The organism is Xenorhabdus budapestensis (assembly GCF_017743015.1).
Classification (GTDB): domain Bacteria; phylum Pseudomonadota; class Gammaproteobacteria; order Enterobacterales; family Enterobacteriaceae; genus Xenorhabdus; species Xenorhabdus budapestensis.
This window is the reverse complement of the sequence record NZ_CP072455.1, coordinates 1,206,785-1,231,513: the sequence shown is the minus strand read 5'-3', so window position 1 is coordinate 1,231,513 and position 24,729 is coordinate 1,206,785. Positions and strand designations below refer to the sequence as shown.

The 24,729-nt window shown below is 39.3% G+C and carries 21 protein-coding genes and 3 pseudogenes; 16 read left to right on the top strand and 8 right to left on the bottom strand.

Annotated elements, in window-relative coordinates; genetic code table 11:
* Window positions 1-144: 144 nt before the first annotated feature.
* Window positions 145-932 (top strand): annotated as a pseudogene (locus HGO23_RS05590) (IS5 family transposase).
* Here HGO23_RS05590 and HGO23_RS05585 read toward each other — a convergent pair.
* Window positions 904-2,064, bottom strand: coding sequence for an NACHT domain-containing protein (locus HGO23_RS05585; RefSeq protein ID WP_209028229.1), 1,161 nt, complete (start codon window positions 2,062-2,064; stop codon window positions 904-906). The pseudogene HGO23_RS05590 and the gene HGO23_RS05585 sit on opposite strands and share 29 nt — an antisense overlap.
* Before the next feature lie 873 nt (window positions 2,065-2,937).
* Between HGO23_RS05585 and HGO23_RS05580 the strand changes: the two genes are divergently transcribed.
* The 3 genes from HGO23_RS05580 to HGO23_RS05570 all read left to right on the top strand — a co-directional run bounded on the left by HGO23_RS05580 (window position 2,938) and on the right by HGO23_RS05570 (window position 7,679).
* Window positions 2,938-4,179, top strand: coding sequence for an L-tyrosine/L-tryptophan isonitrile synthase family protein (locus HGO23_RS05580; protein WP_099136080.1), 1,242 nt, complete (start codon window positions 2,938-2,940; stop codon window positions 4,177-4,179).
* 245 nt (window positions 4,180-4,424) lie between these two features.
* Window positions 4,425-5,621, top strand: coding sequence for an MFS transporter (locus tag HGO23_RS05575; protein WP_099136079.1), 1,197 nt, complete (start codon window positions 4,425-4,427; stop codon window positions 5,619-5,621).
* 345 nt (window positions 5,622-5,966) lie between these two features.
* Window positions 5,967-7,679 carry an ABC-F family ATP-binding cassette domain-containing protein gene (locus tag HGO23_RS05570; protein ID WP_099136078.1) on the top strand — a complete coding sequence of 571 codons (1,713 nt, stop codon included), beginning with the start codon at window positions 5,967-5,969 and terminating at the stop codon, window positions 7,677-7,679.
* A gap of 113 nt (window positions 7,680-7,792) precedes the next feature.
* Here the strand turns inward: HGO23_RS05570 and HGO23_RS05565 are convergent, their stop codons facing one another.
* Entirely contained in the window at window positions 7,793-9,538 is a 1,746-nt protein-coding gene (locus HGO23_RS05565) for a beta-ketoacyl synthase (RefSeq protein WP_209028228.1), read from the bottom strand.
* A gap of 225 nt (window positions 9,539-9,763) precedes the next feature.
* Here HGO23_RS05565 and HGO23_RS05560 point away from each other — a divergent pair, with 225 nt between their 5' ends.
* Window positions 9,764-10,381, top strand: coding sequence for a DJ-1/PfpI family protein (locus HGO23_RS05560; RefSeq protein ID WP_209028227.1), 618 nt, complete (start codon window positions 9,764-9,766; stop codon window positions 10,379-10,381).
* A gap of 148 nt (window positions 10,382-10,529) precedes the next feature.
* Here the strand turns inward: HGO23_RS05560 and HGO23_RS20040 are convergent, their stop codons facing one another.
* Together HGO23_RS20040 and HGO23_RS05555 are read right to left on the bottom strand one after the other, a co-directional pair.
* Window positions 10,530-10,631 (bottom strand): hypothetical protein, encoded by a 102-nt coding sequence (locus HGO23_RS20040; RefSeq protein ID WP_425330514.1) that lies wholly within the window; start codon window positions 10,629-10,631, stop codon window positions 10,530-10,532.
* A complete protein-coding gene (locus tag HGO23_RS05555) occupies window positions 10,606-10,857 on the bottom strand; it encodes a recombinase family protein (RefSeq protein WP_425330513.1) in 252 nt (83 codons plus the stop codon). Before HGO23_RS05555 ends, HGO23_RS20040 begins: the two co-directional genes overlap by 26 nt.
* 78 nt (window positions 10,858-10,935) lie before the next feature.
* On the opposite strand from HGO23_RS05555, the gene HGO23_RS05550 reads away from it, so the two are divergent.
* Window positions 10,936-12,438, top strand: a complete 1,503-nt coding sequence (locus tag HGO23_RS05550) for a Tn3 family transposase (RefSeq protein ID WP_209028226.1) — start codon at window positions 10,936-10,938, stop codon at window positions 12,436-12,438.
* 258 nt (window positions 12,439-12,696) lie between these two features.
* Here HGO23_RS05550 and ccdB read toward each other — a convergent pair whose 3' ends face one another.
* Window positions 12,697-13,005 (bottom strand): type II toxin-antitoxin system toxin CcdB, encoded by a 309-nt coding sequence (gene ccdB, locus HGO23_RS05545; RefSeq protein ID WP_209028225.1) that lies wholly within the window; start codon window positions 13,003-13,005, stop codon window positions 12,697-12,699.
* Window positions 13,006-13,224 (bottom strand): type II toxin-antitoxin system antitoxin CcdA, encoded by a 219-nt coding sequence (gene ccdA, locus HGO23_RS05540; protein ID WP_209028224.1) that lies wholly within the window; start codon window positions 13,222-13,224, stop codon window positions 13,006-13,008.
* Between the two features lie 195 nt (window positions 13,225-13,419).
* Here ccdA and HGO23_RS05535 point away from each other — a divergent pair, with 195 nt between their 5' ends.
* Window positions 13,420-14,001, top strand: coding sequence for a recombinase family protein (locus tag HGO23_RS05535; protein WP_209028223.1), 582 nt, complete (start codon window positions 13,420-13,422; stop codon window positions 13,999-14,001).
* A gap of 24 nt (window positions 14,002-14,025) precedes the next feature.
* A pseudogene (locus tag HGO23_RS05530) lies at window positions 14,026-15,426 on the top strand (ISKra4 family transposase).
* Window positions 15,427-15,483: 57 nt separating this feature from the next.
* Here the strand turns inward: HGO23_RS05530 and HGO23_RS05525 are convergent.
* Complete coding sequence (locus HGO23_RS05525) at window positions 15,484-15,675, bottom strand: hypothetical protein (RefSeq protein WP_209028222.1); 192 nt, start codon at window positions 15,673-15,675, stop codon at window positions 15,484-15,486.
* A gap of 86 nt (window positions 15,676-15,761) precedes the next feature.
* Between HGO23_RS05525 and HGO23_RS05520 the strand changes: the two genes are divergently transcribed.
* Both HGO23_RS05520 and HGO23_RS05515 read left to right on the top strand, forming a co-directional pair.
* A protein-coding gene (locus HGO23_RS05520) for an IS1 family transposase (RefSeq protein ID WP_209028708.1) occupies window positions 15,762-16,459 on the top strand; the annotation gives its coding sequence in 2 pieces (ribosomal slippage) (window positions 15,762-16,011 and window positions 16,011-16,459; 699 coding nt in all).
* A 27-nt stretch (window positions 16,460-16,486) separates the two neighbouring features.
* Window positions 16,487-17,022 (top strand): annotated as a pseudogene (locus tag HGO23_RS05515) (conjugative transfer ATPase); the annotation flags it as partial.
* A gap of 516 nt (window positions 17,023-17,538) precedes the next feature.
* Here HGO23_RS05515 and HGO23_RS05510 read toward each other — a convergent pair.
* Window positions 17,539-18,165 (bottom strand): TetR/AcrR family transcriptional regulator, encoded by a 627-nt coding sequence (locus HGO23_RS05510; protein ID WP_209028221.1) that lies wholly within the window; start codon window positions 18,163-18,165, stop codon window positions 17,539-17,541.
* 167 nt (window positions 18,166-18,332) lie between these two features.
* Here HGO23_RS05510 and HGO23_RS05505 point away from each other — a divergent pair, with 167 nt between their 5' ends.
* The 6 genes from HGO23_RS05505 to fghA all read left to right on the top strand — a co-directional run bounded on the left by HGO23_RS05505 (window position 18,333) and on the right by fghA (window position 24,568).
* Window positions 18,333-19,544 carry a Tm-1-like ATP-binding domain-containing protein gene (locus HGO23_RS05505; RefSeq protein ID WP_209028220.1) on the top strand — a complete coding sequence of 404 codons (1,212 nt, stop codon included), beginning with the start codon at window positions 18,333-18,335 and terminating at the stop codon, window positions 19,542-19,544.
* A gap of 16 nt (window positions 19,545-19,560) precedes the next feature.
* Window positions 19,561-20,397, top strand: coding sequence for a phosphoenolpyruvate hydrolase family protein (locus HGO23_RS05500; RefSeq protein ID WP_099136017.1), 837 nt, complete (start codon window positions 19,561-19,563; stop codon window positions 20,395-20,397).
* 503 nt (window positions 20,398-20,900) lie between these two features.
* Window positions 20,901-21,086 (top strand): hypothetical protein, encoded by a 186-nt coding sequence (locus HGO23_RS05495; protein ID WP_209028219.1) that lies wholly within the window; start codon window positions 20,901-20,903, stop codon window positions 21,084-21,086.
* A gap of 50 nt (window positions 21,087-21,136) precedes the next feature.
* Window positions 21,137-21,849, top strand: a protein-coding gene (locus HGO23_RS05490) for an IS1 family transposase (RefSeq protein ID WP_209027487.1) whose coding sequence is annotated in 2 segments (ribosomal slippage) — window positions 21,137-21,383 and window positions 21,383-21,849 — 714 coding nt in all. Because the reading frame shifts where the segments join, the coding sequence is not laid out codon by codon here.
* A 661-nt stretch (window positions 21,850-22,510) separates the two neighbouring features.
* Window positions 22,511-23,620 (top strand): S-(hydroxymethyl)glutathione dehydrogenase/class III alcohol dehydrogenase, encoded by a 1,110-nt coding sequence (locus HGO23_RS05485; protein ID WP_209028218.1) that lies wholly within the window; start codon window positions 22,511-22,513, stop codon window positions 23,618-23,620.
* 96 nt (window positions 23,621-23,716) lie between these two features.
* Entirely contained in the window at window positions 23,717-24,568 is an 852-nt protein-coding gene (fghA, locus tag HGO23_RS05480; RefSeq protein ID WP_099136025.1) for an S-formylglutathione hydrolase, read from the top strand.
* Window positions 24,569-24,729: the final 161 nt, after the last annotated feature.

The following is a 24,729-nucleotide window of genomic DNA, read 5'->3' as shown; positions in this document are numbered from 1 at the left end:
CCTGTGTAGCTAAATCCAATGAAATAACTCCTGAAATTAATAAATAATTAGATTAGGGCGTGTTGACGTTTGAACGAGGGGATTTGAATGGCATGATAATTTGGTATCTTTATTTTTGCCAAAAAACTCGTAACCAGAACTATCATGCCAAGACCCATGTTATCAGACCCTGTGTGGGATAAGCTATTTGTATTCATGCAACAAAATCGGCTTGTCTACCATAAAAAAACGCATCGCCTAATGCTGGCAGGTATCCTTTTTCAAATGAGAACCGGGAGCCCTTGGCGGGAACTGCCTGTTGAATATGGGAAATGGAATACCGTTTTTAAGCGTTTTAATGCGGGGTCAAACAAAGGTGTTTTTGATTCATTATTCAAGGAATTAGCTAAAGATTCTGATACTGAATGGTTGTTCATTGATGGCAGTATTTTCCGTGCTCATCAGCACAGTTCAGGCGCGGTTTCAAAGGAGAATGAAGCGATTGGGAAAAGCCGGGGAGGACTCGACTAAAATCCATTTGGCCGTAGACAGTTATGGTTTGCCTGTTCATTTTGAATTATCCGAGGGGTAAACTCACGACATTGTGCATGCAAAAAGTTTGGTGGTGCAATCACCGCCCCCGGACTTTGTCATCGCTGACAAGGGGTATGATAGTCAGGCATTCAGAAATGATATCGAAGAACAAGGGGCAACGGCGGTTATTCCCTACCGAAAAAATAACCGAAACTCGGATAAAAAGAGGGATAAGGGTTTATCTCGTTATCGTCATTTAGTCGAAAATGCGTTTGCCAGAATCAAACATTTTCGTGCAATCGCAACAAGATACGATAAATTGGCACGAAATTACGCCAGCACATTGGCACTGGCATTTGTCATTTGTCATTTGTCATTTGTCATTTGTCATTATCTGGCTACCCATGTGGGGCGAATAAATGATGAATACAAAACGTTAACACGCCCTGGCAATTGAGACGGGTCACCGTTAGCAAGTACTGCATAAGGATCTAGATCAATAACTGCTTCTTGTATTGGTTTGCTTCCAAGAGCTGCCATCCAACTAAGAAGGCCTCTAAGTTCGTCTCTGACTGTCGAATTAGGGGCGATTATGGATAAGCACTGTGAAAGTGATAATCGGTTATTATCTGAGGTTAATCGTTTTGTTAGATATTTAGCAGCACAATACTCTGAAATGATCTTATGCACAGGTTGGTGCTGGTCTGCTTTGTCACCGGGTTTAAAAAGCCGAGTCGACAATATGTTTTCAATTTGACTTTCACCAAAAATAAGGGAGTCTAGCCGAGGATATAAGCGTTCAGAGTTTATATCACTTAAGCTAACTCCTTCAGAGCCAGATAATAATAATTTTGCGAAAACATCCTCAGCGAATTTAATTTTGCCCTCAAAGGGGAGTTCTCCCTTTGGAGATATATTTGGATTGTATTCTTTTGCTAAGTATTCAATTGTATGCTCAAAAATAGAATGCTTATTAGTGAATTTTCCCTCACTTGCAATATATGCAACAGCAAATAATTGCAAAAACTGGGGGTTTGGCAACAGTGGTTCTAAATCAAAGCGGGCAACTTCATCTTGAAAGGTTTTGAAATCCTTTTTAGGGACGTAGTTTTTGAAAAGTTGCTGTTGCTCAATACTGTTAAATGGCTCCATACGTACAACTAGAGGCTTACAGCCAAAAAAATCTGTAAAGCTCTTTGTACAGGCGTCATCCCATTCACTAGATCGACTAGATAGAAATACGACAGACGGTTGTAAGTCGCTTACTTTACCTAATAGCCGGTAAATGCCTGATGAGTCAATCTTTGCCAATTCATCAAAAGCATCAATAACGATGTGTTTGTTAAAACTGCTAGAGCCTATATGAAAGAATTTATTCGCAGAAATATTCCCCGTTTGCAGTTGGATTGCTAGGCTATTAAGTAGTCGTGTTTTACCTCCACTAGGTTCAGCTAAAACAACAATAAAATTAGAAGAAGCAAGAAGTTCTGACTCATTGTAAAAAATGTTGTCGCTGTATAATGTGCGTGGAAGATAAAACTCTGGGTTCATAAACGAAACTTAACTTTTATCCTATTATAGGATTGAATATGTAGTATTAGTCTAAAAATCTCTAGATGGCAATTCCTTCTATCTTTTATTATAGTTCTTCAGGCAAATCTGGCTTTGTGCTGATGCTTCAAGCACTCTTAAGGGAAGAAGCTCGGGCTAAGTTATTATTACCAACCGTAATACGATGCCACGTTTCTCGTTCAAACGAACTTTTCTTCAGAACCTAGAGGCTGTTGCACAGGAATGGTTAGGCATGATCCGTAACCGGGACTAACGGAGAAATCTTCCGGTGTCATATTGGATTCAGCGGATAATATAATGATGCCATGTTCTTGATTTGTGATTGCGACGTATAGATTAGGATAAGGGCGGCCATCCAGCCTGCCTGCATCAATTGATATGGCCGATAAAAATTGGTTACTACCTTAACGTTCTTCCAAAATAGTCTTTCTGATTCATTTGGTGTCAATCCATTGTTATACCAATGAAGGAAAAGCTGACGATGATTCAAATCATAAGGAAGTACGTATCCAAGAAGAAAGCATTTTTATAATGTTATAAGAGATAAAAAATATGTACAAATAATAACCATTGCTTGTCGGATAATGATATAGCTTCCTTTGATTATTATTAGCTATTCTCCTTTATGGCAATATGCGACTTTAAAATTGCCAATACTTTTAAGAAAAGAAAAAACTAAAGGAGATATTTTATAAGTATATTTGAATATGTAGCCAGCAACTGACTCAATCCGTATTGAGAGTAAAACTCTTTTTCAGATGATAAAAAAGAGCCAGAAGCTAAATACAGAGTTATTCAAAAATCCATACATTTCAATTACGGGATGTGCCTATGTTTATTTAGGAGGATAAATTGAAAAATATATCTGTTAGCACAAACGGTTCAATCATTGAAGATTCTATTTTATTTGGTCAATTTGGATGGCCAGAATATGAACCTGATATGACATTCAACGGTAATTTAATTTCATCAGCCTTAAGAGAAGTATTACTTGAGAAATGTTCCATTTCTAAAACATTGCCATCTGAACAGTGGTGGAAAGAGAAATGGAAAAAAAACTCGCCTCTGCATCTTTTAGTTAGAGATTATCTCAATCATCCCTCTATCCAGTTTAATTCCAGGAGTATTTTTTTATCCTGCTTAGAGACGTTAGAAAAAATTAAGTCTAATATAAATGAAAAGGGGAAAATTGATATACTACTTCCTGTTTTCTGTGTTATTAGCAATTGGCAGAAAAGACATGATATTACGTCTCTGACGATGGCAGAAGAGGTATCTTTGTTGCATCTCGCGAATATTTCAATATATCTTGAGAAAAATACAGGAGTCAGAATACGTTTCAATATTCTGTCAGACGCTACATTTTATGCTGGTATTTTTGGTGATCCCATGGATGCGGCAGAACAATATATAGAAGATCTGAAAGACTTCACTCATGTAAGAAAAATCGATGAAATAGTGAATATCCTTGATATATCTGAGATAGTTGCATTATTTCAGGGTGATTATGACCGTGCTTTATCAAAGCATCTGAAAACTTTCACACTGGATCCATCTTTTGGAATTAGTCATGAGGAAGCTATTCGTTTCAATGCCAGTGTCGGGAGCACAGTTAACATTTCAGATCTCTCTCTGACATATAATCAAAAAAAATCGATATTCTGTGACTCTATTTTTCCTGATCTGGCGATAAAGCATGAGATCATGAATAGAGTTCACTCTGCCTTTATTCAGTACAGAGCTATGAAAGAAGCAATGGCGAGTATCCAATGGGAAAAGAGGCTATTTCCTAATGCAATCCGGGCAACTATTCATCATAAGACAATACCTGTAATTGGTATCAGGATATATCCTGGTTACAAGAATTATTCACCGCATCTTCCCTACCATGGTATTGCTGTTATTGAACACAGAAATAATGTCTGGAGAATGAGTATTGAACAAGAAATTCAACAACATGGTAAGAGATTAAGAATTATTAATAGTCGGGGAGTCAGTGATTTTTATGTAGATACTGATACTCTGGAAGATATGGAGGATTTGTTAAGTAAATCGAATTTTAATGGTAGTCAGAATAATATTTTTTCCTTATAACTTGATAATAAATATCTAAGAGTTTTAGTTAATACTGAGTAATATCTCAGAATTGATTTATACCCTTTATTTTTCAAGTTGCAGATTCATTACAACTTTAAACTTATTGGGTATATTAAACAAAGCGTTAGTGGCAATAAAATTTTTATTGGTAATAGTGTCAAAAAATAAAGTTATCGGTAGTTTAAAATTTAATAAACTAACAGTATAAATATTCGTACATATCTCTTATCAGAGGAGAATAGATGCGTAACTTTATTTTAATTATCTTAGGGAATATCGCATTAGAAAGTGCGGTACCGTTACTTTTTACCGTTGGAGGTTTGGCCGGCCTGTATCTTGCCCCATTGGCCTGGCTTGCAACATTGCCAATAGCGATACAAATGGTTGCTGGAAGTGTTTGCTCAATTCCATTGTCGAATTTAATGGCACGTTACGATCGGAGAACAGGATTTATTCTGGCCAGTATGGCGATGATATTTGGTGGATTTGCTTCAGCGGCAGCTATTTATTTAGACAGTTTCATGCTTTTACTCGGTGGGCATTTTTTAATTGGTATCGCCATGATCGGTATTAATTTTTTACGGTATGCTGCTGCTGAAAGCGTTCCAAAGCACCGGGCAGCAACAGCAAGCTCTTTATTGCTGGCCTCTGGAATAATTGGGGTCATTATTGGCAGCAAACTCTATGGAAAAGGAGATAGTCTGGGGTTCGATCTTCCATTTATTGGGGTATACACGCTGGTGTCCGTTATTGGAGGATGTGCTGTGCTTGCCTTTGTTCCACTTAATCGTGAAATCGGATATTCGGTTAATCGAGCAGAAGCTGATGTTAGTCAGGCAACTGGGTTCTCATCTATTGTCACAAGCCACTATTTGTTTTTTGGAGTTGTGTCAATGGTGTTAGGCCATGCAATTATGATGATAGTTATGTCAGCCGCCTCAATTGCTTCTGTCGGTTATGGTTTGGGAAATTCAGAAACGGGCATATTAATTGGTGCTCATCTTGTAGCTATGTTCGCTCCCGGTGTTATCACGGGTATGCTGATATCAAGAATGGGGGCAAATCGTATTATTCTGTTGGGTGCTCTCTTTAACCTTGTCGGTTTTCTGATAGGGCTTACCAATGAAAGAGAAATTGTTATTCTCGGAGTTCCGCTGATTTTTGCCGGATTAGGATGGAACCTGATGTTCTTAGGGGGAACTCATATTATCAACAGCATGCCTGATGGAATCAGTAAAGTCCGTGTTCAGGGTGTGAGTGAAACTCTTCTGGCTACTGTGTCAACGATATTCGCACTTGCATCTGGGGGAATTTACGAGGCACTTGGTTGGAAAGGGCTGATTTGGGCTGTAACAATAATGACGTTACTAACTATAACGTTATTTTTTATTCGTGCGCTTTTGATAAATCGGAATGAATCTCCTGCGAAAAATAGATGAGAAACAGAACGCATTTTTCAAATAATTCATCTGATTTATTTGCTTTTTCTGGCAGACTTTCTATATGATTAGTCCACCGAATAACCAGAAAGTATCATTACTTTTCCAGATAAAAAAGGAGGTCCTATATGTCTATGCAGCGTTTATTCGCTCGCTTCTTTGGTATTAGAAGCTCGCTCAAGGGTTTGTGGCATACGCTGCGATAATCTTAGCTTGAGCGAAAAAATATTTAGTTACTAACATAAAGTAGTAACTTCACAAATTAGAATTCTCTTCACTCAAGCTCGAAGAATTATTGTCAGCATCTGACAACGGTGTTTTGCACCCAAAATTCTTGAGTTATCTATGAGCACTTATTTATCTGCACAATCACTTTCTATTGCTTTCTCTTCGGCTCCTTTGTTTGAGGATATAACATTTACCCTGAACAAAGGCGACAAAATTGGACTTATCGGTCATAACGGCTGTGGTAAAAGCACCCTGATGAAATTACTTAGCGGTAATTTGGAAGATTACAGCGGTAAGATCACAATTGCGAATCATTGTGTTCTGGCGTATGTCGAACAGCATTTACCCTTATCTCTGCATGATGCCACGTTAATAGAGGCTATTAGCGAGAAAGTTAAAGTTGACGAAATTTGGCGAGCCGAGCTTCTGTTGTCTGAACTGGGATTCCCCGAACAGGATTGGCAAACACCTATCGGGAATCTTAGTGGTGGGCAACATATGCGCCTGTTACTTGGTCGTGCGGTGATCCAGCAACCTGATTTACTTTTATTGGATGAGCCGAGTAACCATCTGGATCTGACTTCTCTGCTATGGTTGGAATCTTTTTTGTCTCAGTGGAAAGGCTCGTTTGTATTGGTATCGCATGATCAGACTTTATTGGATAGGGTGACTAATATTACCTGGATTATGCGGGATAAAACCTTATATCACTTCGGTATGGCTTGCTCTCAGGCAAGGCAGGCATTGCTCGAACGTGATCAGACGGATCTACAACGTCATGCCAGTGAGCAAAAAGAGATAGACAGGCTAGAGCAGAGTGCTGAACGGTTAGCAACATGGGGTAAGGTTTATGACAGCCCTGATCTTTCTCGTAAAGCGAAGACGATGCTGGCACGTAAACAGCGTCTGGCTGAGCAACAAACTAAACTCACTCAAGGCACTCCATGGAAGCTGACTCTTCAGGGGGATGCATTACCAGCTAACCGATTGCTGGATATTGAACATATGGCTGTTATGCCTTTGGGTACTAATGTGCTTTTGTTCAATGTGCTGTCGAAACAGATCAAGAGTGGCGATAGAGTCGCTGTTCTGGGTAACAACGGTTGTGGTAAGTCTACTTTGTTGAAAGTGTTGTATAAAGAATATCTGGAAAAGACATTGCAGAATGTGGATTATCATCCTCAATGTCAGCTCGGTTACTACGATCAATCGCTGGAGCAAATTCAGGGTGATGAATCACTGAGTGATGCGTTAATTCGTTTTGCACCAACCAGTGATGATCAGCGTAAACGGGCGCTTATCAGCGCAGGTTTTGAATATCAAAGGCATCAGCAGAAAGTGGCATCACTGAGTGGCGGTGAACGGGCGCGTTTATTGTTCATAGGGTTAACATTAGCGCGTTACCATTTGCTGTTTCTTGATGAACCCACTAACCACCTTGATCTGGAGGGTAAGGAAGAGCTCTTTGATACTCTGAAGGAATATAAAGGTGGAGCCTTGATTGTCAGCCATGATCGAAGTCTTATTGAGCAAAGCTGTAACCGCTTTTGGTTGATCAATAAAGGTAAGTTAACTGAATATCATAATGTTGAAGAAATCTATTCTTTGCTCGAACAGGGTGATAATTTAGAGAAACCAAATCGGCAGCATCTTACTGATTGCAATAAACAAGAATCGGCAATGGTGTGGGATGAAGAGGTTTTACTGCAACGTCTGATAGAGTTGGAGAAGCTGTTGCAGGAGGATTTGAGCAGAAGACCAAAACATCAAAAGCCCGCCTTGCAAGAGGAATGGCGACAGGAGATTGAAATTATAAGCAGACAGCTTTAACGCGTAATCTGTAAGTTGTGTTAACTGTATCTGACCGCCATTGGTTTTGTTTTAATGGCGGTCAGATTATTTTAAGTAATTTTCGGATTATCTGGATGTATTATATTGGAAATTCACAGAAATTCGCTGAATTCATCTGCATTCGGCAGTTTTATAGTATGTTTGAATCCTGCTAATTTCACTTCCTGACGTGAAAGTTCGATATCTGAGGGTTGCATCACAGAGCTGCCGAAATCGTAAATAATAGATTCCTCGCCACGGCAAATAGCTTGATCCTGTTTTTCACTTTTGTCTTTAACTATCTGATTACATTTATGATAGTTACTAATGGCCGTATTACCATGTTTTTTAGTCAGCATTCGCATTGTTTGCTGTGGAGATAAAATAACAGCGCTCGCATTATTGCCACCAAATCCTTTTGAGTTAATGATTGTGGCACGCATATCTTTACCCTGTTCACCAGTAAACTTATCCTGCATTAAAATGTTCAGATTGGAAGAATGTACATCTTCAGCAATGTGATCAATTGTCTTAATGCCGGGTATCCATCCATATTGCCAAACGCCTAGCGTGTTGGCTAACTGATCACCGGCAGAGGCAGAAAAAGAGTGCCCGACATATGCCTTAATGGCGGTAACATTCCAGCGGCTGAGGCCAAAGACTTTCGCGATTTCATTAATAATGTGGCTTTCTGTAACCCTATTTTGTGGTGTCCCTGTACCGTGTGCCTGAACGTAAGAATGCTGTAATTTTCCATCCAGAAGGCTGTCTGTAAGGGAAGCGGCTTTCATCATCGTGATATAGTTACCGATTCCGGGGGAAGAGATAGATTTTTTGTTCGCATCGGCATTCACGAAAACATCAGGCACCGATCCAAGAATATTAGCACCACATTGCAGGGCGAGGTCGTCACTCATAAGCAGCACAAACTGTGATGATTCGGAAAGAGTGATCCCGACATTCGTTGAAAATGGGCGGCAGGCACGGCGATGGTCGACAGTGTTGGTTCCGTCCAATTTACATAATAGGTGGTCTTCTGCGAGAGCTCCCATGGCACGGAATCCTTCAATAATTTCAGGAGTAATAGGTGCTTCGGCACATCCTACTAAACAGACTTTTGCCTTACCTTGCCTTATGTCATTAACGCCTTGTTTAAGATTGTATAGAAAGCTGGCACAGGCACCGATATTGGCAGACGTACTTCCTATGTTATTGATAATATAACTATTAATAAAATCTGCTGGCATATCCGGTAAGGAGAGTGGCAACATTTTGGAGCTAATGCGCAAGCCATTCAGTGGATTACCGATCAATCCTGATAGTGAAAACTGATCTACCTGGCCTAATGCACTGCTGGCGTAAACAGAAACCTGATCAGGCTCTACTAATGCAGATATATCTGACCATGAAATTCCGATTGAGTTGAGTAAATCTGAGGCACCATATACTGCAAGACGTAAACCGCGAGGATGGTGATGGGCATTATATAAATTTCCTATTTCAAACCCTTCCGGTAATTGTCCTGCGCTGGACATAGAAAGTGGAATATAAGTCGATTGTAATAGTTGAACTGTGTCTTTGTCAGAATCGGTTATAATTTTATTAACTGGCACTTTCTGTGTATCGAAAAGAGTTATTTTTCTAATTAGTGTGCCATTTTTTGCTTGTTCAATTTTGGTATCTGTTACAGATTCTGTTCCATTAATAATATTCATTCGATGACATAAATCGCTCCATGTATCTTTCATTATTTTGTCATTAAGACTATTTGATACGATGCGTTTATATCCGTGGAATCCAGAACTTCTTCCAGCCGTATTGATACCACCTAAACCAACAATTACGGGTAATTTACTCATTATGAACTCCAAAAAGGCTTTTTCTGAAGTTTAGCAATTGGTGTAATTTAATACTCTGATATATTGGTCATTAAAACTGAGAATGTTGTCATCTGATCTATTTCTATCGAAACTGAAATATCAAATGTTATATACCCGTTGTTTTTCAGGTTACAGCTTGTTGGCAATATCCTGAAATTCCATAGAATATAGGTAAGAAGCGTACATGATGTCTGGAGACTGAGTATGAATATAGCGTTTGTCTTATATGATAAAGCGTTACAAAGTGGGATTACGTTAGCATCGGATATGTTAAACAGCGCCAGCAGTTTAAGAAACCATATAGAGCAGAGAGAACAGCCGCTTGTCATGTCTGTTGTAGGGAATATGAAGAAAAACGACCAACAGATACCGCAAATTATGCTGCATACTCACCATACATTTTCAGAGTTTGTCGATTTTGATTTAGTGTTTTTGCCCCCGATGTGGGGAAATCCATATCCTGCGATGGTTGGCAGGAAAGATATCCTTTCATGGCTGCGCAGACAAAAAGAAAATAATGCTGTCATTGTTGCAACCGGAACAGGGGTATTTTGGTTAGCGCAAGCGGGTTTACTTGATAAAAATACAGTAACAACCCATTGGGCTTTTTATGACAAATTTGCACGTCAATTTCCAACTGTGAATATAAACCGTAAGGCAAGTATTACCTATAATGACAATATTTACTGTGTAAGAAGTATTAATTCCCAAACGGAGCTATTGGTTTACCTTATCTCCCAGTTTTTTGGGCCACCTATAGCTAAAATTATTGAGAAACATTTCATGCATGAAGTGTCCGACTTCCAATCAGAGGTTTTCTGACCATAGCCCCGATTTGTTCCCTTGCTACGTCTGGCTTTCAACGGAAAAATCGATTTTGAATAGCACTTGATAAAACGTGATAACCTGTTGAATATAGGTTTTTTATTTTTTTAAAAAATTCATGTAATCCGTTTGGCTACCTTTGGCATCATTCCTGTTTATTCTTTCTGTCTTGACCTATACGATTCAATGTGTCAATGAGGGTTGTTCTTTTTACACCAAAATTACGGCAAATAGCAGCTTTGGACATACCGTCTTCCAATGCGGTAAGATTGTGCCAGAGCACCAAACACATGAAACAATAATTCACCGGATGGAATGGTTGTGTCCATCGCTTCCGTCAAAGACCGGAACTGGACATTTTGACTTTGCAGTTGATTTATAATGCTTAGCAAATGGGGTAAAGAGCGACCAAGTCGGTCGAGTTTCCAAACAATCAAAATATCGCCAGGCTGAACAAAATCGAGGGCTTTAATTAACCCAGGACGATCATCTTTTGCCCCGGAAGCTTTGTATGGAAAAGAGATAAAGAAAAAATTCTTTCACAGTTAAATATGCCATTGTTAAAACACGATATCTCTAATTTATTGGAAATATTAGAAATATCCTTAGAAAATAAATACCATGTCGTTAATACCCGTATCCTTAAAGGTGAAAATACTGGCTTTAAAGCCAAATACAAAAAGAATGGAGAATTAATTAAGTGGAATATCCCTTATATTAAGACAGATAATGATGTACATAACCGCTTGTTTAAGAAGTTACCCGTATCAAGCATTGGTGATCTTATGCGTTTTGTTGCCGAAGAAACACGTTATATCAAATCTTTTACTCATATTCAGCCTCGTCACGCAAAAACAGAACCAAACCAAGAGGCGCTTCATGCGGTCATAGTTGCAAGTGCTACAGGTATAGAACCGGCTAAAATGCAAGAAATCAGCGATGTTGAAGCTAACAATTTCGAAAATATGCAGAACAATTTTATCCGAAAGCAAACACTCAGCCACGCAAGTGATCTGATTATTAATGAAATGAAAAAACTCCCTATTTTCAGTGAATATAATCTTGCAGACTATGGAGTTCATGCCAGTGTTGATGGACAAAAATTCGGTACAAAATACAGTACAATAAAATCTCGGTATTCAAAAAAGTATTTCAGATTATTGAAAGGAGTCGTTTTATATTCGCTTAATGCAAATCATCTGCCTCTCTATCTTAAAGTGATTGGAGCTAATGAACATGAATCACATTATCTTTTAGATATCATTGAAAGTAATCAGTCCGACGTTGAAATAGCTTCCATTTCCGGTGATATGCACAGCATTAATCGGGTGAACTTTGCATTACTCCATTTATTTGGATACCGTTTTATGCCGAGATTTAAACAGCTAAACAATAAAGCTAATAATAACTTAGTGGGATTTCAGGAACCCAAAAAATATGCTAGATATGTGATAAAACCGAGTGATAAAGCAGATATTGGGTTGATTATTAATGAATGGGATAATGTTTTAAGGATCTTAGCCTCCTTAGCATTAAAACAAACAACACAAAGCCAAGTTGTTCGTAAGTTATCGGTTTATAAAAAGAATCCTACATTGAAAGCACTGATAGAATTTGATCGGATCATCATGAGTGATTATATATTAGACTACATAGATTCGAAAGAAATACGTGAAATTGTGCAGTCCAGCCTTTGTCGTGGTGAATCTTACCATCAATTAACATCAGCAATAGCAAAGATTAGTGGCGGTAAAGTGTTAAATGGAAAAGATGAAATAGACTTGGGTATCAATGCAGAATCCATTCGCCTTATTGCAACAATAGTTATTTTTTACAATGCACAGTTGCTATGTCGACTCTATGAGTATTTTTTTAAGAAAGATCAACAAAAAGCGAAAGCGATAGCTCAAATGTCCCCCGTTGCTTGGCGGCATTTAAGCTTCTTAGGAAAATATGAATTTTGCAACAAAGACAAAAGCATTAATATTCAAAAAGTTATTGAATTACTATTGATGAGTGCAGAAAACGATATTTACCTTGAAAACCTGTCGTAGCAAGGGGAGCGAGGGAACAAATGGGGGCTATGGTCGGAAAACCCCAAGTAGATGTACTGACAGGTAGTACCGACTCTCTGTGAACCTGACAAATAGCTCAGTCTGTCAAGACTGTTGAGATAATGAGGGCAGAGAGTGCGGATTTTCATCAGGGCTCTTTGAAGCCGAATATATGTTTGCGACTACTTTTGTCAGAAAAATATTTTCATCGACTTGAGTTAGGTCGGTGTCCATATAGCTATTTAGCTCAAAATATATTTAAATCCCCCAAAACAATAGATTAATCGCATCCTTGATATCCGATGACCATTGGCTTAGATCAGTAATTTCTTCACCAATTACGCTTTCTGGTACACTTGAAAGTTCTGTCGTTAAAAGTCGGTAATTGCCATCTTTGATTTGCACAATAGGGAATAGATGATTACTTACCTTGTTTGAGAAGTGGTGCGCTTCAACCAAAGGAATAACCATTCGCCTGCCTAATGTCTCAATGATATCGCTTTGCACATCGACAAACATGCTGTATTTGCTGCCACTCCGTTTGTATTGATAAACAAAAAATTGCATTTACCAGTTCCTATTTTCATCAGCAAATGAGCCATACTGCGCGATAAATTGAGCCACTTCTTCCATTCCTTTTCGATTCTCTTCTTTCCAGTTTTCAGCTTTGATCCGTTGAACTTCTTTAGTCATAACTTCATTAATAAAACCTGAAATGTTGACACCTGCGGCACTCAAAGTCAGATAGTTTGCTTTATCAACGGTTACATTAACTCTATGTTTCATAGCACACCTCAGATACATACTTAAAATACACACTTAAAGTATGTATCTGATAAGTACAAAAGACAACTTAATTCTTATCAACACGTTTAATCGGGCTCTGTTGCAAATAGGATACTAAGTTGAGCTTTATCCTTCAAAAAGGGGCTCAAAGACCAAAAACCTTATTCACTAGGCGCACTTCGCCCTGAGGGTGACATGCATTATGCCTACATTCGGGTCAGTTCGGTTGACCAACATGTTGAGCGCCAGAAAGAGGCGCTGTTTGCGTCCGGTATTGAAATTGACAAAATGTATGTCGAACAGGCCAGTGCGAAAAATATCAACCGGCCACAACTTCAGGATATGCTTCAACAGGTCAGAACCGGCGACACGATTGTTGTTCACTCCATCGATCGGTTATGCCGCAATATGATGGATATGTGTAGCCTGACCCTGCGTTTACGCCAGCAAGGTATTACACTGATATTCCTGAAGGAACAGCTTTCTTTTAATGCTAATGAGTGCACGCCCATGCAAGAGCTGCAACTGCATATGATGTCGGCCTTCAGTCAGTTTGAACGGGCACTCATTCGAGAGAGGCAAACCGAAGGGATCGCAGTAAAAAAACAGCGCGGGGAACGAACGGGCAGGCCGCCTGCGGATATCAGTAAATTACCCCAAATAGACGCGTTAAGAGCAAAAGGTATCAAGTTAAAGCTGGCCTGCGATAACGTAGGATTAGGTGTTTCTACGTATTATAAATTGCGTCACCAGCTAAAAAACGGGGGAATACAGTAGCCACAACCCCGGGAGGACAGCATCATGCAATTCACAATCCAAATCGCGATGGTCGATAAATCGGGGCATCGCCATACTGAGAAGTTATTCACGATAGAAAAACAGTCCGACGCCCCCAATGACATTGGACTTTCCCTGTCTGAATCTAAATTACTTTTGAACGCTATCCAGCAATCAGTGATCCAGAAACAGGCAGCTGAATATTTGGATAAACATCGCACTTGTCCTTACTGTCAGCGAAACCGGCGAATAAAAGGCAAACAGACAATCCAGTATCAAACCTTGTTTGGCATTATCCCGGTAGAGGGATTTCGGGTTTACCGGTGTGCGTGTGAGAAACATTCAAACCAAACCGTTAGCTTGCTTAATAATTGGTGTGATTCGCATACTCACCCGGAACTCAGGTACATAGAAACCCGATGGGCGTCACTGATGTCTTATGGATTGACCGCCAATCTGCTCAAAGATATTCTGCCTATGGGGGAACGCTGTAATGCCACCACAGTCAGAAATCATCTCTGTCAGATCGCCCAAAGACAAGAGGCTGGATTAGACGGATTGCCGGATTTTCTCCCCGACGATCCCAGAGAATGGGAAAAATTACCCAAACCGGGAAAACCGATGACGGTTGGCATTGATGGAGGCTACGTCAGAAATCGGGACGACAGAAAACATCATTTCGAAGTCATCGCCGGAAAATCATTCGCGGCTAATGTTCCGACCAAATGTTTTGGTTTTGTGCAATGTCTGGAGAATCATCCCAGAAGAAAACTCATTGCCCAGTTATCTTCACAGGGAATGCAGGAAAATCAACAAATTACGTTCTTATCGGATGGTGCCGATAACCTCAGGGAGCTACAATTTAACTTGTACCCCGAATCGCAGCACGTACTGGATTGGTTTCATATCACAATGCGTCTGACAGTACTAAAACAATATGCCAAAGGGGTATCGAAAAACGTTCCTGAACTCGGTGCAGAATTATTGAACGCTTTAACCCGTACAAAATGGTATCTCTGGCATGGAAATGTGATTAAGGCATTAGAACACCTGGGTGATTGTGCGGCGATGTGTGATGAGGACATATCGCATTATGAAAATAAGAAATCATTGTCAAAACATATCGATGAAATGTACACCTATATTGAAAATAACCACATGATGATCCCGAATTACGGTGAAATGTACCGATATGGTGAACCCATTTCCTCTGTATTTGTTGAATCGACGATCAATGAAGTCATCGCTAAACGGATGGTGAAAAAGCAGCAGATGCAATAGAGTCAACAAGGTGCGCATTATTTAATCCAGACACGCACAGCCGTATTGAATGATGATTTGAAAACCCAATTTGAGCATTGGTATCCGGGCATAAAATTAGGTGACGAAACGGAGCACTATTTAATAGAAACAGTTGCTGCATGAATGCCCCACAGATTTTTATGCTCTCCCCCAAACCCCTTCCTGTTTACACACGGATCCTTACCGTCCGCCAATAACGTTGAAGTAACCTTGGAGAATTGCCATTCTAACAAAAACTCCGTTCTCAGCCTGAGAAAAATAAGCACAATGTACTGAATTATCTAACTCATAAGGAAGCTCATAGCCTCGCGGAAGAGGATGCATAATTATGGCGCGGGGATGTAAGTATGAAAGTAGATCAGGAGTGAACATCAAATTGGAATTGGGTAAATGATCTGGTCATGCTCCCAATAATTAGATATCGTGATAAACTCCTTGCTTTTTATTATTGGTCAGATATGGCTAAAGTTGATGTGGTTTGTCGTTATTGTCACAAAACAAAAGAGGTTAAAGGGCATGGAAAAGGAAGTAGTGGGCATCCTCATTATCATTGCTATGCCTGCCGTAAAACCTTTCAACTGAACTACACCTATCAAGCCTGTAAGCCCGGTATGAAAGAACAACTCGTTGATATGTCGCTGAATAACGCCGGTGTCAGAGACACAGCACGTGTCTTGAAGGTTGGCATTAATACCGTCATCCGTACGTTAAAAAACTCACGCCAAGACAGGTAACTACACTGCCTCTGTCAGGAAGTGCCGTCCAGATTATCTGTGAAATAGACGAACAATGGTCATTTGTCGGTAACAAGAAAAATCAGCGCTGGCTCTGGTATGCCTGGGAGCCGAATATGAAGCGGATAGTAGCGCATGTATTTGGTGATCGCAGCAGGAAAACGTTGGAAAAACTGCTTGCGCTTCTATCTCCTTTCAATATCCAATTCTACTGTACGGATAATTATGCTGTTTACGATTGCCTTCCTGAAGAAAAACACCTTACAGGAAAGAAATTTACCCAGCGTATCGAGAGAACCAATCTCACTTTGCGTATCCGCATAAAAAGACTCAATCGAAAAACGATAGGGTATTCTAAATCCGAAGAGATGCACGATAAAGTAATAGGAGCGTTCATTGAAAGGGAGTACTACTTTTTTTGAGTGATCTAACTATTGGGTTCATGACCTAATTTGGCGGAACGTGACCAATATCAGGACAGAGAACTGCAATTGGTGATAGACGAAGGACATATCACCACCACCAACCCGCTGCTCTCTCCCTATATGACCAAAGTCGTCAAGATGTGGCGTAAACTGGGGGCTTGGTTGTGGCTCGCAACCCAAAACCTCTCCGACTACCCGGATACGGCTGAAAGATGCTGAATATGGCGGAATGGTGGCTGTGTCTCACGATGCCACCGGATGAAGTGGAGCAAATTGCCCGGTTCAAAAAACTGACCGAAGAGCAGAAAGCCGTATTGCTCTTTGCCAGTAAACTCCCTCGTTGTTATACCGAAGGCGTGGTGTTGGTAAAAAAAATCGAAGCCTTGTTTCGGGTCGTGCCGTCAAGCTTCTATCTGGCACTGGGTATGACGGAAAAAGAAGAAAAGGATGAGCGATGGACGTTAATGCGGGAGCACAAGTGCAGTGAACTGGAGGCGGCTGTTTGGGTGGCAAGAAGGATGGACGTTGCACGGGGTTTTTTCACCGAAAGTTGCGATTAAAGCACCCAGTCTCCTGACCATAAGCCATAGTACGAGTAAGGATTCAAAAAATGTTTTTACGATTCTATTCTCTCCCCACACCAATATAAATTGTACTTATCTCATGTATATTATTGAATTACATGTTTATATTAAGTAAAAAAATAGGTGTCTGCTGGCTGTATTGATCGTTATTCAATATTTTATGCTGGATAACTCCAAAGTATTATATTGAAATAATACAAAGAGAAAAAAATCATAATAACCGTGATAATAATCACAAAATAAAACGGCAGGAATAGCAATATTGAGTTCTTTAATTTATTAATACATTTCATTGTTGAGTGTTATCGGAAGTTGAAGTGGGCACTCAAAAAGGTAACCGCACATACCATATATTTATCTAGAACTACATTTGGATATTTAAATCACCAAAAATGCCAACTTAACTTCTGCTAGGTTGGCATTTCCTAGACCTGCTGTTACTGATGAAATAGATTAACTCAGAACTGAATGAAGTAAGTTTACCCAAATAGATTACTCATTATCTAAATTTTCAATAATTGCTTGTCTAATAATTAATTTTGCCGACCAGGTCATTAAATTGACAATTTCATCATTTTCTAAGCAAAAACTATCTTTCAGCACAACCATGGCTTCTGTACCGTATAATACTGAAAGTAACATAATAATTTTGTGTATTGTATCATCGTTAAGCTGATTTTTGAGCGGCTCTAAGGCAAGTGTAAGTGATTCCCTACGGTTACTTTTCTTTAAAATAGAAGACTGACCACCATTCTTTTCATCGGATACTGCTTCTTGCCAACGCAATTGAGAAATACGCAGAGCATCTCTCATTAATGCTTCATTTTTTTCTATTTGACCATAACCCCATTTGAATAACCTTTCGACATTCTCTTCTGCATCAGATCCCGTTTTGGGCGCTACAAAAGACCCAATAACCTGCTTAACAACATACTCCACAAATTCATTATGAGTTTGAAAGTAACTACGTAAAGTTATTTTGGCATATTCGGCCTCTTCAGCAATTTCTTTGGGAGACGGAAACGTTTTTTTATCATATAACTTTAGGGCGGCTTTAGTCATCCTCTCAAGAGTACGGCGTCGGATTGGTGATAGATTCTTTTCATCAAATAATATCATTCAAATACCTTAAAAGGGTTAGCTGGTGATGGTCCAAAATTAACAAATATTTTTAGCGATTAAAAATATCACATGAGATAAAAAATATCTTGCATGGTATAAAATATTAGCATAACTTTATATTCAGTTTTTATAAAATCTTTTTTCATGTCCACGGAGTCAGCGATATGAATCGGTTTGTAGGGATAATAGGAACAGCAGATACAAAATTAGAAGAGCTTGTCTGGCTGAAATCTTGTTTACATCACGCAGGCGTTGATTCAACGATTATTGATGTATCGACATCACTAGCTGTAGAAAATAAACAGAACGAGGAGATAGATATATCTCCGTTACAAGTCGCAGAATATCACCCAGAAGGTGTTGATTTTGTTTTCTGTGGTGAGAGGGGCAAAGCGATCACTGCAATGTCTATTGCGCTTACGAATTTTCTACGTAATTCAATTGATGATATAGCAGGCATAATTGGTATTGGTGGTTCAGGTGGTACAGCACTGATCACCCCCGCTATGCAGGATCTATCAATCGGATTACCTAAAATAATGGTATCAACGATGGCATCAGGAAACGTTTCAGGTTACGTGGGTGCCAGTGATATTGCTATGCTCTATACCGTCACCGATCTCTGTGGATTGAACCGCGTTTCCCGCTCAATATTAACGAATGCTGCAAATATGATGGCAGGTTCTGTCAGTTATACAGTGCCACAAGTCAGAACAAATAAACCGGCTTTAGGGTTGACCATGTTTGGTGTCACAACGCCTTGCGTTAACCAGCTCATAGCTAAATTAGATACCCAATATGACTGTTTGACTTTTCATGCAACCGGTAACGGTGGAGCAAGCATGGAAAAATTAGCTAATAATGGAGAACTATCAGGTTTTCTTGACATTACATTAACAGAAATTGCTGATCTGTTATTTGGAGGCGTGCTGAGCTGCCCTGGTACTCGTCTGGATGTTATTGCTGAAAAGAACATTCCTTGGGTGGGTAGTGCTGGTGCTTTAGACATGGTTAATTTTGGTTCAAAAGAGACGATCCCTGAACGCTATAGAGATAGATTATTTGTCGAACACAATGCTCAGGTCACGTTAATGAGAACCACACCTGAAGAAAACTATCAGCTTGGTGTTTGGATAGGAAACAAGCTGAACAAGTGTCACGGTTCCATTCGTTTCATTATTCCTGAAGGTGGGTTTTCTGCACTGGACTGCCCAGGAAAACCTTTCTACTTACCGACGGCAACGCAGGCTTTTTGTGATGGACTGGAAAAAACGATGGTTCAGACAGAACAAAGGAAAATTATAAAAACACCTTTCCATATTAATTCACCTCAGTTTTGTTCTCTTGCTAAACAACAGCTTGAAGAAATTATGTAACACCAGGGAATTTTTTATGAAGCAATATGATCAGATAATTAGAATAATTAAACAAAAAGTTGAGCGTAACGAACCCATTATTGGCGCAGGTGCAGGCACTGGACTCTCAGCCCGTTGTGAAGAAATGGGAGGGGTAGACCTCATTATTGTATATAACTCAGGTCGTTACAGAATGGCTGGTAGAGGATCATTAGCCGGATTAATGCCATATGGTAATGCAAACCAAATCGTCAGAGAAATGGGAAATGAAGTACTGCCGATAGTTAAAAAAACCCCGGTATTGGCAGGAGTTTGTGGCACTGATCCGTTCTGTAATATTTCCCTTTTTCTGGATGAACTGAAAGCTCAGGGATTTGCTGGAGTTCAAAATTTTCCAACAGTCGGGCTTATTGATGGAAAGTTCAGACAAAATCTGGAAGAAACCGGTATGGGTTATGAACTGGAAGTCGAATTGATCCGTCTGGCACATAAAAAGGGAATGCTGACCACGCCTTATGTTTTTAACACAGAAGAGGCGGTGGCGATGGCAGAAGCTGGAGCTGATATTATCGTTGTGCATATGGGGTTAACTACTGGCGGTGATGTTGGTGCTCATACATCACATGATTTGGATTCTTGTGTATCGCTGATTAATGAATGCGTTTTGGCGGCTAAGACGGTCCGTGATGATATCATTATTCTGTGCCACGGTGGGCCGATTGCAGAACCTGAAGATGTCGCTTATGTTATAGCTTCTTGCCCTGATTGTCACGGTTTTTTCGGTGCCAGCTCTATAGAACGGTTACCAACAGAAACAGCCATCAAAAACACGGTTCAAACTTTAAAAGGGTTAAGCAAGAATAATAAAATTTAGTGTCAATATAATTAATTGTATTGATGTTAGTGTTAACTATTTTGTAGCGAAAATAATAATGATGTTTATGAAGAACATCATTATTAAATAAAACTCATGTAATATGGGGGTTTTTAAGTCTGTATGATTTTCCTACTAAAATTTAACAGTCACGACATTGTAGATATGGCTTTTTGTTTCTATAACATAGATAATGTTTTATTTTTGTTCTAATTTTTAAAGGTTATTAATTTCCGCAATGTAATGATTGCGGTGGTTAATTATTTCTTGTGTGGAGTTAATAATAAATTTCAATCAGGTTATTTAATAAATTTCACGAAATTTTATAAATAGATATTTAAAAGCATTAACAACTGCTTGGCTAGCTTGTTAAGCTTAAAATATTCAAGCAATAAGAATAGAAAATAAATTAGTTTATTAATAGAAGTATTTGCAAGAGCAACTCACGTAAAGTTATCTATGGCATTTTTGCATTTATACCATAAAGTTTAAAAGGTGAAATAATGGATACATCAATCAAAATAAAAAGAGACGAAGCACTTAAACTTGAGTTAAAAGGGTTAACAATTGACGTATCACCTAATAAAATAACCAGTGAGTTATTAGAAAGCTGGATTACCGATCGTGTTGTGGAAGCTCTCGAAAAAGTTGGTTTTACTGAGTCCTCCGTAAAAGTAAAGGGGTCGTGACTCTAAAGCGTTAATTTGATATTCTTGTGTTTTTTTAGTGGAACCCACATGTGACTGTCAAGATAGAAGTTGTTTGCCGATATTGCGGTCAAACCGAACCTGTACGTAAACACGGGACAGGTAAAGCAGGCTTCCCGCGCTATTATTGCAAGGATTGCCGGAAAACCTTTCAACTTAACTATCGTTACAATGGCCATAAACCTGACATGAAAGAGAAAATTGTTGATATGGCAATGAATGGCTCTGGTGTGAGAGACACTGGCCGCGTTTTAGGTGTCGGTATCAATACGGTAATACGCACTTTAAAAAACTCTCGCCAAAACAAGTAACAACGAGACAGGCCGTTTACGAAGATGTGACTCTCATCTGTGAATTAGATGAACAATGGTCTTTTGTGGGCAACAAAAAACAACGCCACTGGCTTTGGTATGCGTTTGATACAAAAAGAAAACAGGTCATAGCCCATGTATTCGGTCCGCGAACCGATGCAACCTGCCGCAAATTGCTCGACTTACTGACCCCTTTTAGCATTCGTTTCATCACGACGGATGACTGGGGGAGTTACACCCGAGAAATTGAGTCTGAAAAGCATTTAGTGGGAAAAATTTTTACTCAACGCATTGAGCGGCATAATCTCAATCTGCGTATTCATATCAAACGATTGGCAAGAAAAACAATTTGTTATTCACGTTCGATAGAAGTCCACGAAAAGCTGATTGGTGCATATATTGAAAAACATCATTACAACGCTTTGGAGTCATGACCCCGTATTTATCATTTACACACCTAATTAATTACAGTTCTATATTTTTAATTGATAGAAAGTATGGTTAACACTATCACTGATCACTTAATAAATAGAGAGTTATTTTGATTCACTAAACATGGTTTCATTAGTTTATTTTAATGATTTCAGTTAACCGTTTCTCAAATCCATAATAACTAAATGAAATTACTTTTTAGCAAAGTTATTTTGTTACATGTCTATATTTTTATAGTAACCAAACAAATTTATCATCATAGTGATAATAACTTTTTATTTAATTAAAATTAGATAATTATCAAACATGTTATTTATGCAAAACATCTCTTCACAAACAGTAACCTTCTTCTTCAAGAAAATATTATCAAGTTAAAAGCGAGGGTAACAAAAAATATAATTCAATTATTTTTTATATACATATTACCTATCTTATTTATTATCTGGATATTCGTGACAATATAATCACTGCCTCTGATTATAGCCTGTATCTTCACCTGTTATCTTCTGGACTAAATTATACCGATCACCGTTACCATTAAGTACAATCAATTGATGATCAAATTTACGATACAACTATAATACGTGAATGCGTATTCTTTCCATGTTCGCCATATGCCGGACAATTCAAATTCACTTTTATGTCAGAAAAAAGAGGAATTCTATGAAATCGCGTGCTGCCGTTGCTTTTGGCCCAAACAGACCTCTCGAACTTGTTGAAATTGACGTAGCACCACCGAAGGCCGGTGAAGTAATGATAAAAATCAGCCACACAGGTGTTTGCCATACTGATGCTTTCACTCTTTCAGGTGATGACCCTGAAGGGATATTCCCTGTTGTTCTCGGGCATGAAGGAGCTGGTGTAGTGATTGAGGTCGGTGAAGGTGTAACCAGCGTAAAACCCGGTGATCATGTCATCCCGTTATATACGGCTGAATGTGGCAAATGTGAATTTTGCCAATCCAGTAAAACTAACCTTTGTATTGCCGTTCGCGACACACAAGGAAAAGGCCTGATGCCCGATGGTACAACGCGTTTTTCTTACAATGGACAACCTGTTTATCACTACATGGGATGTTCTACATTCAGTGAATACACGGTAGTTGCTGAAGTCTCACTGGCAAAAATCAATCCAGAAGCCAATCATGAACATGTTTGCCTGTTAGGTTGTGGCGTCACGACGGGGATCGGAGCTGTGCATAATACTGCCAAAGTTCAACCGGGAGACTCTGTAGCAGTTTTCGGTCTGGGTGGAATTGGGCTTGCCGTGATCCAAGGAGCTCGTCAGGCTAAGGCCGGACGTATTATTGCTATTGATACCAATCCAGCTAAGTTCGAGCTAGCCAAGCAATTCGGTGCCACTGACTGCATTAATCCCAATGATCACGACAAACCGATTCAACAGGTTATTCTGGATATGACAAAGTGGGGAGTTGACCACTCTTTCGAATGTATTGGTAACGTCAATGTGATGCGCGCAGCTCTCGAAAGTGCCCATCGTGGTTGGGGACAATCAGTCATTATCGGTGTTGCTGGCGCCGGACAAGAAATTTCTACTCGTCCATTCCAGCTTGTTACCGGGCGAACATGGAAAGGAACGGCTTTCGGCGGAGTTAAAGGCCGTAGTCAATTACCGGGAATGGTGGAAGATGTAATGAAAGGGAAAATTGAACTTGAACCTTTCGTAACCCATAAAATGCCATTGGAAAGCATTAATGAAGCCTTTGATCTGATGCACGAAAGTAAATCTATTCGGACAGTTATTCATTATTAATTGAATAACTGTTACAGGAACAACCAGATATAAACCATAAAAGATATAAACCATATAGTTGAAGAACCTGAACCTACAATCTTAGAGAGAAAAGCCATGGAAAGAATTGAACATCGTGCCTGTTTTGGCGGATGGCAGGATATCTATCAACATGAATCCAATTCCCTGAATTGTCAGATGAAATTTTCAATTTTTCTGCCACCTCAGATTAAAGAAAAGAAATTACCTGTATTGTACTGGCTCTCTGGCTTAACCTGTACTGAGCAGAATTTCATTACAAAAGCCGGAGCTCAACGCTACGCAACTGAACATGGTGTTGTCATTGTCGCTCCGGATACCAGCCCTAGAGGGCATGATATCGCTGATGCCCCTTCTTATAATATTGGAAAAGGGGCAGGGTTTTATCTCAATGCATTAAAACAACCCTGGGAGCCACATTACCGCATGTACGATTATGTGGTTTCAGAGCTGCCTGAATTGGTTGAGGCATACTTTGCTGTCACTGGTGTGCGGGCAATCAGTGGGCACTCTATGGGTGGACATGGTGCGATAGTCATTGCGCTGAGAAACCCGCAATGTTATTGCAGTGTATCAGCGTTTTCTCCTATTGTGGCACCAAGTCAGGTTCCTTGGGGGGAAAAGGCATTTTCCGCCTATCTGGGAGAAGACAGGTCGCTATGGAAACAGTATGACACAGTAGAATTGATCAAAAATGCAAAAGCGACAGAACAGCTTCCAATTTTTATTGATCAAGGAACTGATGATGAGTTTCTGAATAACCAATTATGTACCTATTTATTACAGAATATTTGTGATGAAACAAATTACCCTGTGACAATAAATTTTCGTCCTGATTATGATCATAGCTACTATTTTATTGCTAGTTTTATCGGTGAGCATATCGCTTATCATGCAAAAGCAATGCAAGAATATGCTAAAAAGCAGTAATTTTTAAACTAATATCCTATGTCACTAGCAAAAACTGTAAATTACTTTTTTGCTAATTATGAATTGGTTTCCAGAGCATTATTCTTAATTTATTGTTCAATGAACTGGAGACCAATCATATAAGAAATACCCCGGATTATGTTATTGAAAGTTGCTCGCGT

Excerpts from the sequence above, each read along its gene's own strand:
- HGO23_RS05585 (WP_209028229.1), bottom strand. The coding sequence starts at position 2,064 with ATGAACCCAGAGTTTTATCTTCCACGCACATTATACAGCGACAACATT.
- HGO23_RS05575 (WP_099136079.1), top strand. The coding sequence starts at position 4,425 with ATGCGTAACTTTATTTTAATTATCTTAGGGAATATCGCATTAGAAAGT.
- HGO23_RS05570 (WP_099136078.1), top strand. The coding sequence starts at position 5,967 with ATGAGCACTTATTTATCTGCACAATCACTTTCTATTGCTTTCTCTTCG.
- HGO23_RS05565 (WP_209028228.1), bottom strand. The coding sequence starts at position 9,538 with ATGAGTAAATTACCCGTAATTGTTGGTTTAGGTGGTATCAATACGGCT.
- HGO23_RS05560 (WP_209028227.1), top strand. The coding sequence starts at position 9,764 with ATGAATATAGCGTTTGTCTTATATGATAAAGCGTTACAAAGTGGGATT.
- HGO23_RS20040 (WP_425330514.1), bottom strand. The coding sequence starts at position 10,631 with ATGTCCAAAGCTGCTATTTGCCGTAATTTTGGTGTAAAAAGAACAACC.
- HGO23_RS05550 (WP_209028226.1), top strand. The coding sequence starts at position 10,936 with ATGCCATTGTTAAAACACGATATCTCTAATTTATTGGAAATATTAGAA.
- ccdB (WP_209028225.1), bottom strand. The coding sequence starts at position 13,005 with ATGCAATTTTTTGTTTATCAATACAAACGGAGTGGCAGCAAATACAGC.
- ccdA (WP_209028224.1), bottom strand. The coding sequence starts at position 13,224 with ATGAAACATAGAGTTAATGTAACCGTTGATAAAGCAAACTATCTGACT.
- HGO23_RS05535 (WP_209028223.1), top strand. The coding sequence starts at position 13,420 with ATGCATTATGCCTACATTCGGGTCAGTTCGGTTGACCAACATGTTGAG.
- HGO23_RS05525 (WP_209028222.1), bottom strand. The coding sequence starts at position 15,675 with ATGTTCACTCCTGATCTACTTTCATACTTACATCCCCGCGCCATAATT.
- HGO23_RS05510 (WP_209028221.1), bottom strand. The coding sequence starts at position 18,165 with ATGATATTATTTGATGAAAAGAATCTATCACCAATCCGACGCCGTACT.
- HGO23_RS05505 (WP_209028220.1), top strand. The coding sequence starts at position 18,333 with ATGAATCGGTTTGTAGGGATAATAGGAACAGCAGATACAAAATTAGAA.
- HGO23_RS05500 (WP_099136017.1), top strand. The coding sequence starts at position 19,561 with ATGAAGCAATATGATCAGATAATTAGAATAATTAAACAAAAAGTTGAG.
- HGO23_RS05495 (WP_209028219.1), top strand. The coding sequence starts at position 20,901 with ATGGATACATCAATCAAAATAAAAAGAGACGAAGCACTTAAACTTGAG.
- HGO23_RS05485 (WP_209028218.1), top strand. The coding sequence starts at position 22,511 with ATGAAATCGCGTGCTGCCGTTGCTTTTGGCCCAAACAGACCTCTCGAA.
- fghA (WP_099136025.1), top strand. The coding sequence starts at position 23,717 with ATGGAAAGAATTGAACATCGTGCCTGTTTTGGCGGATGGCAGGATATC.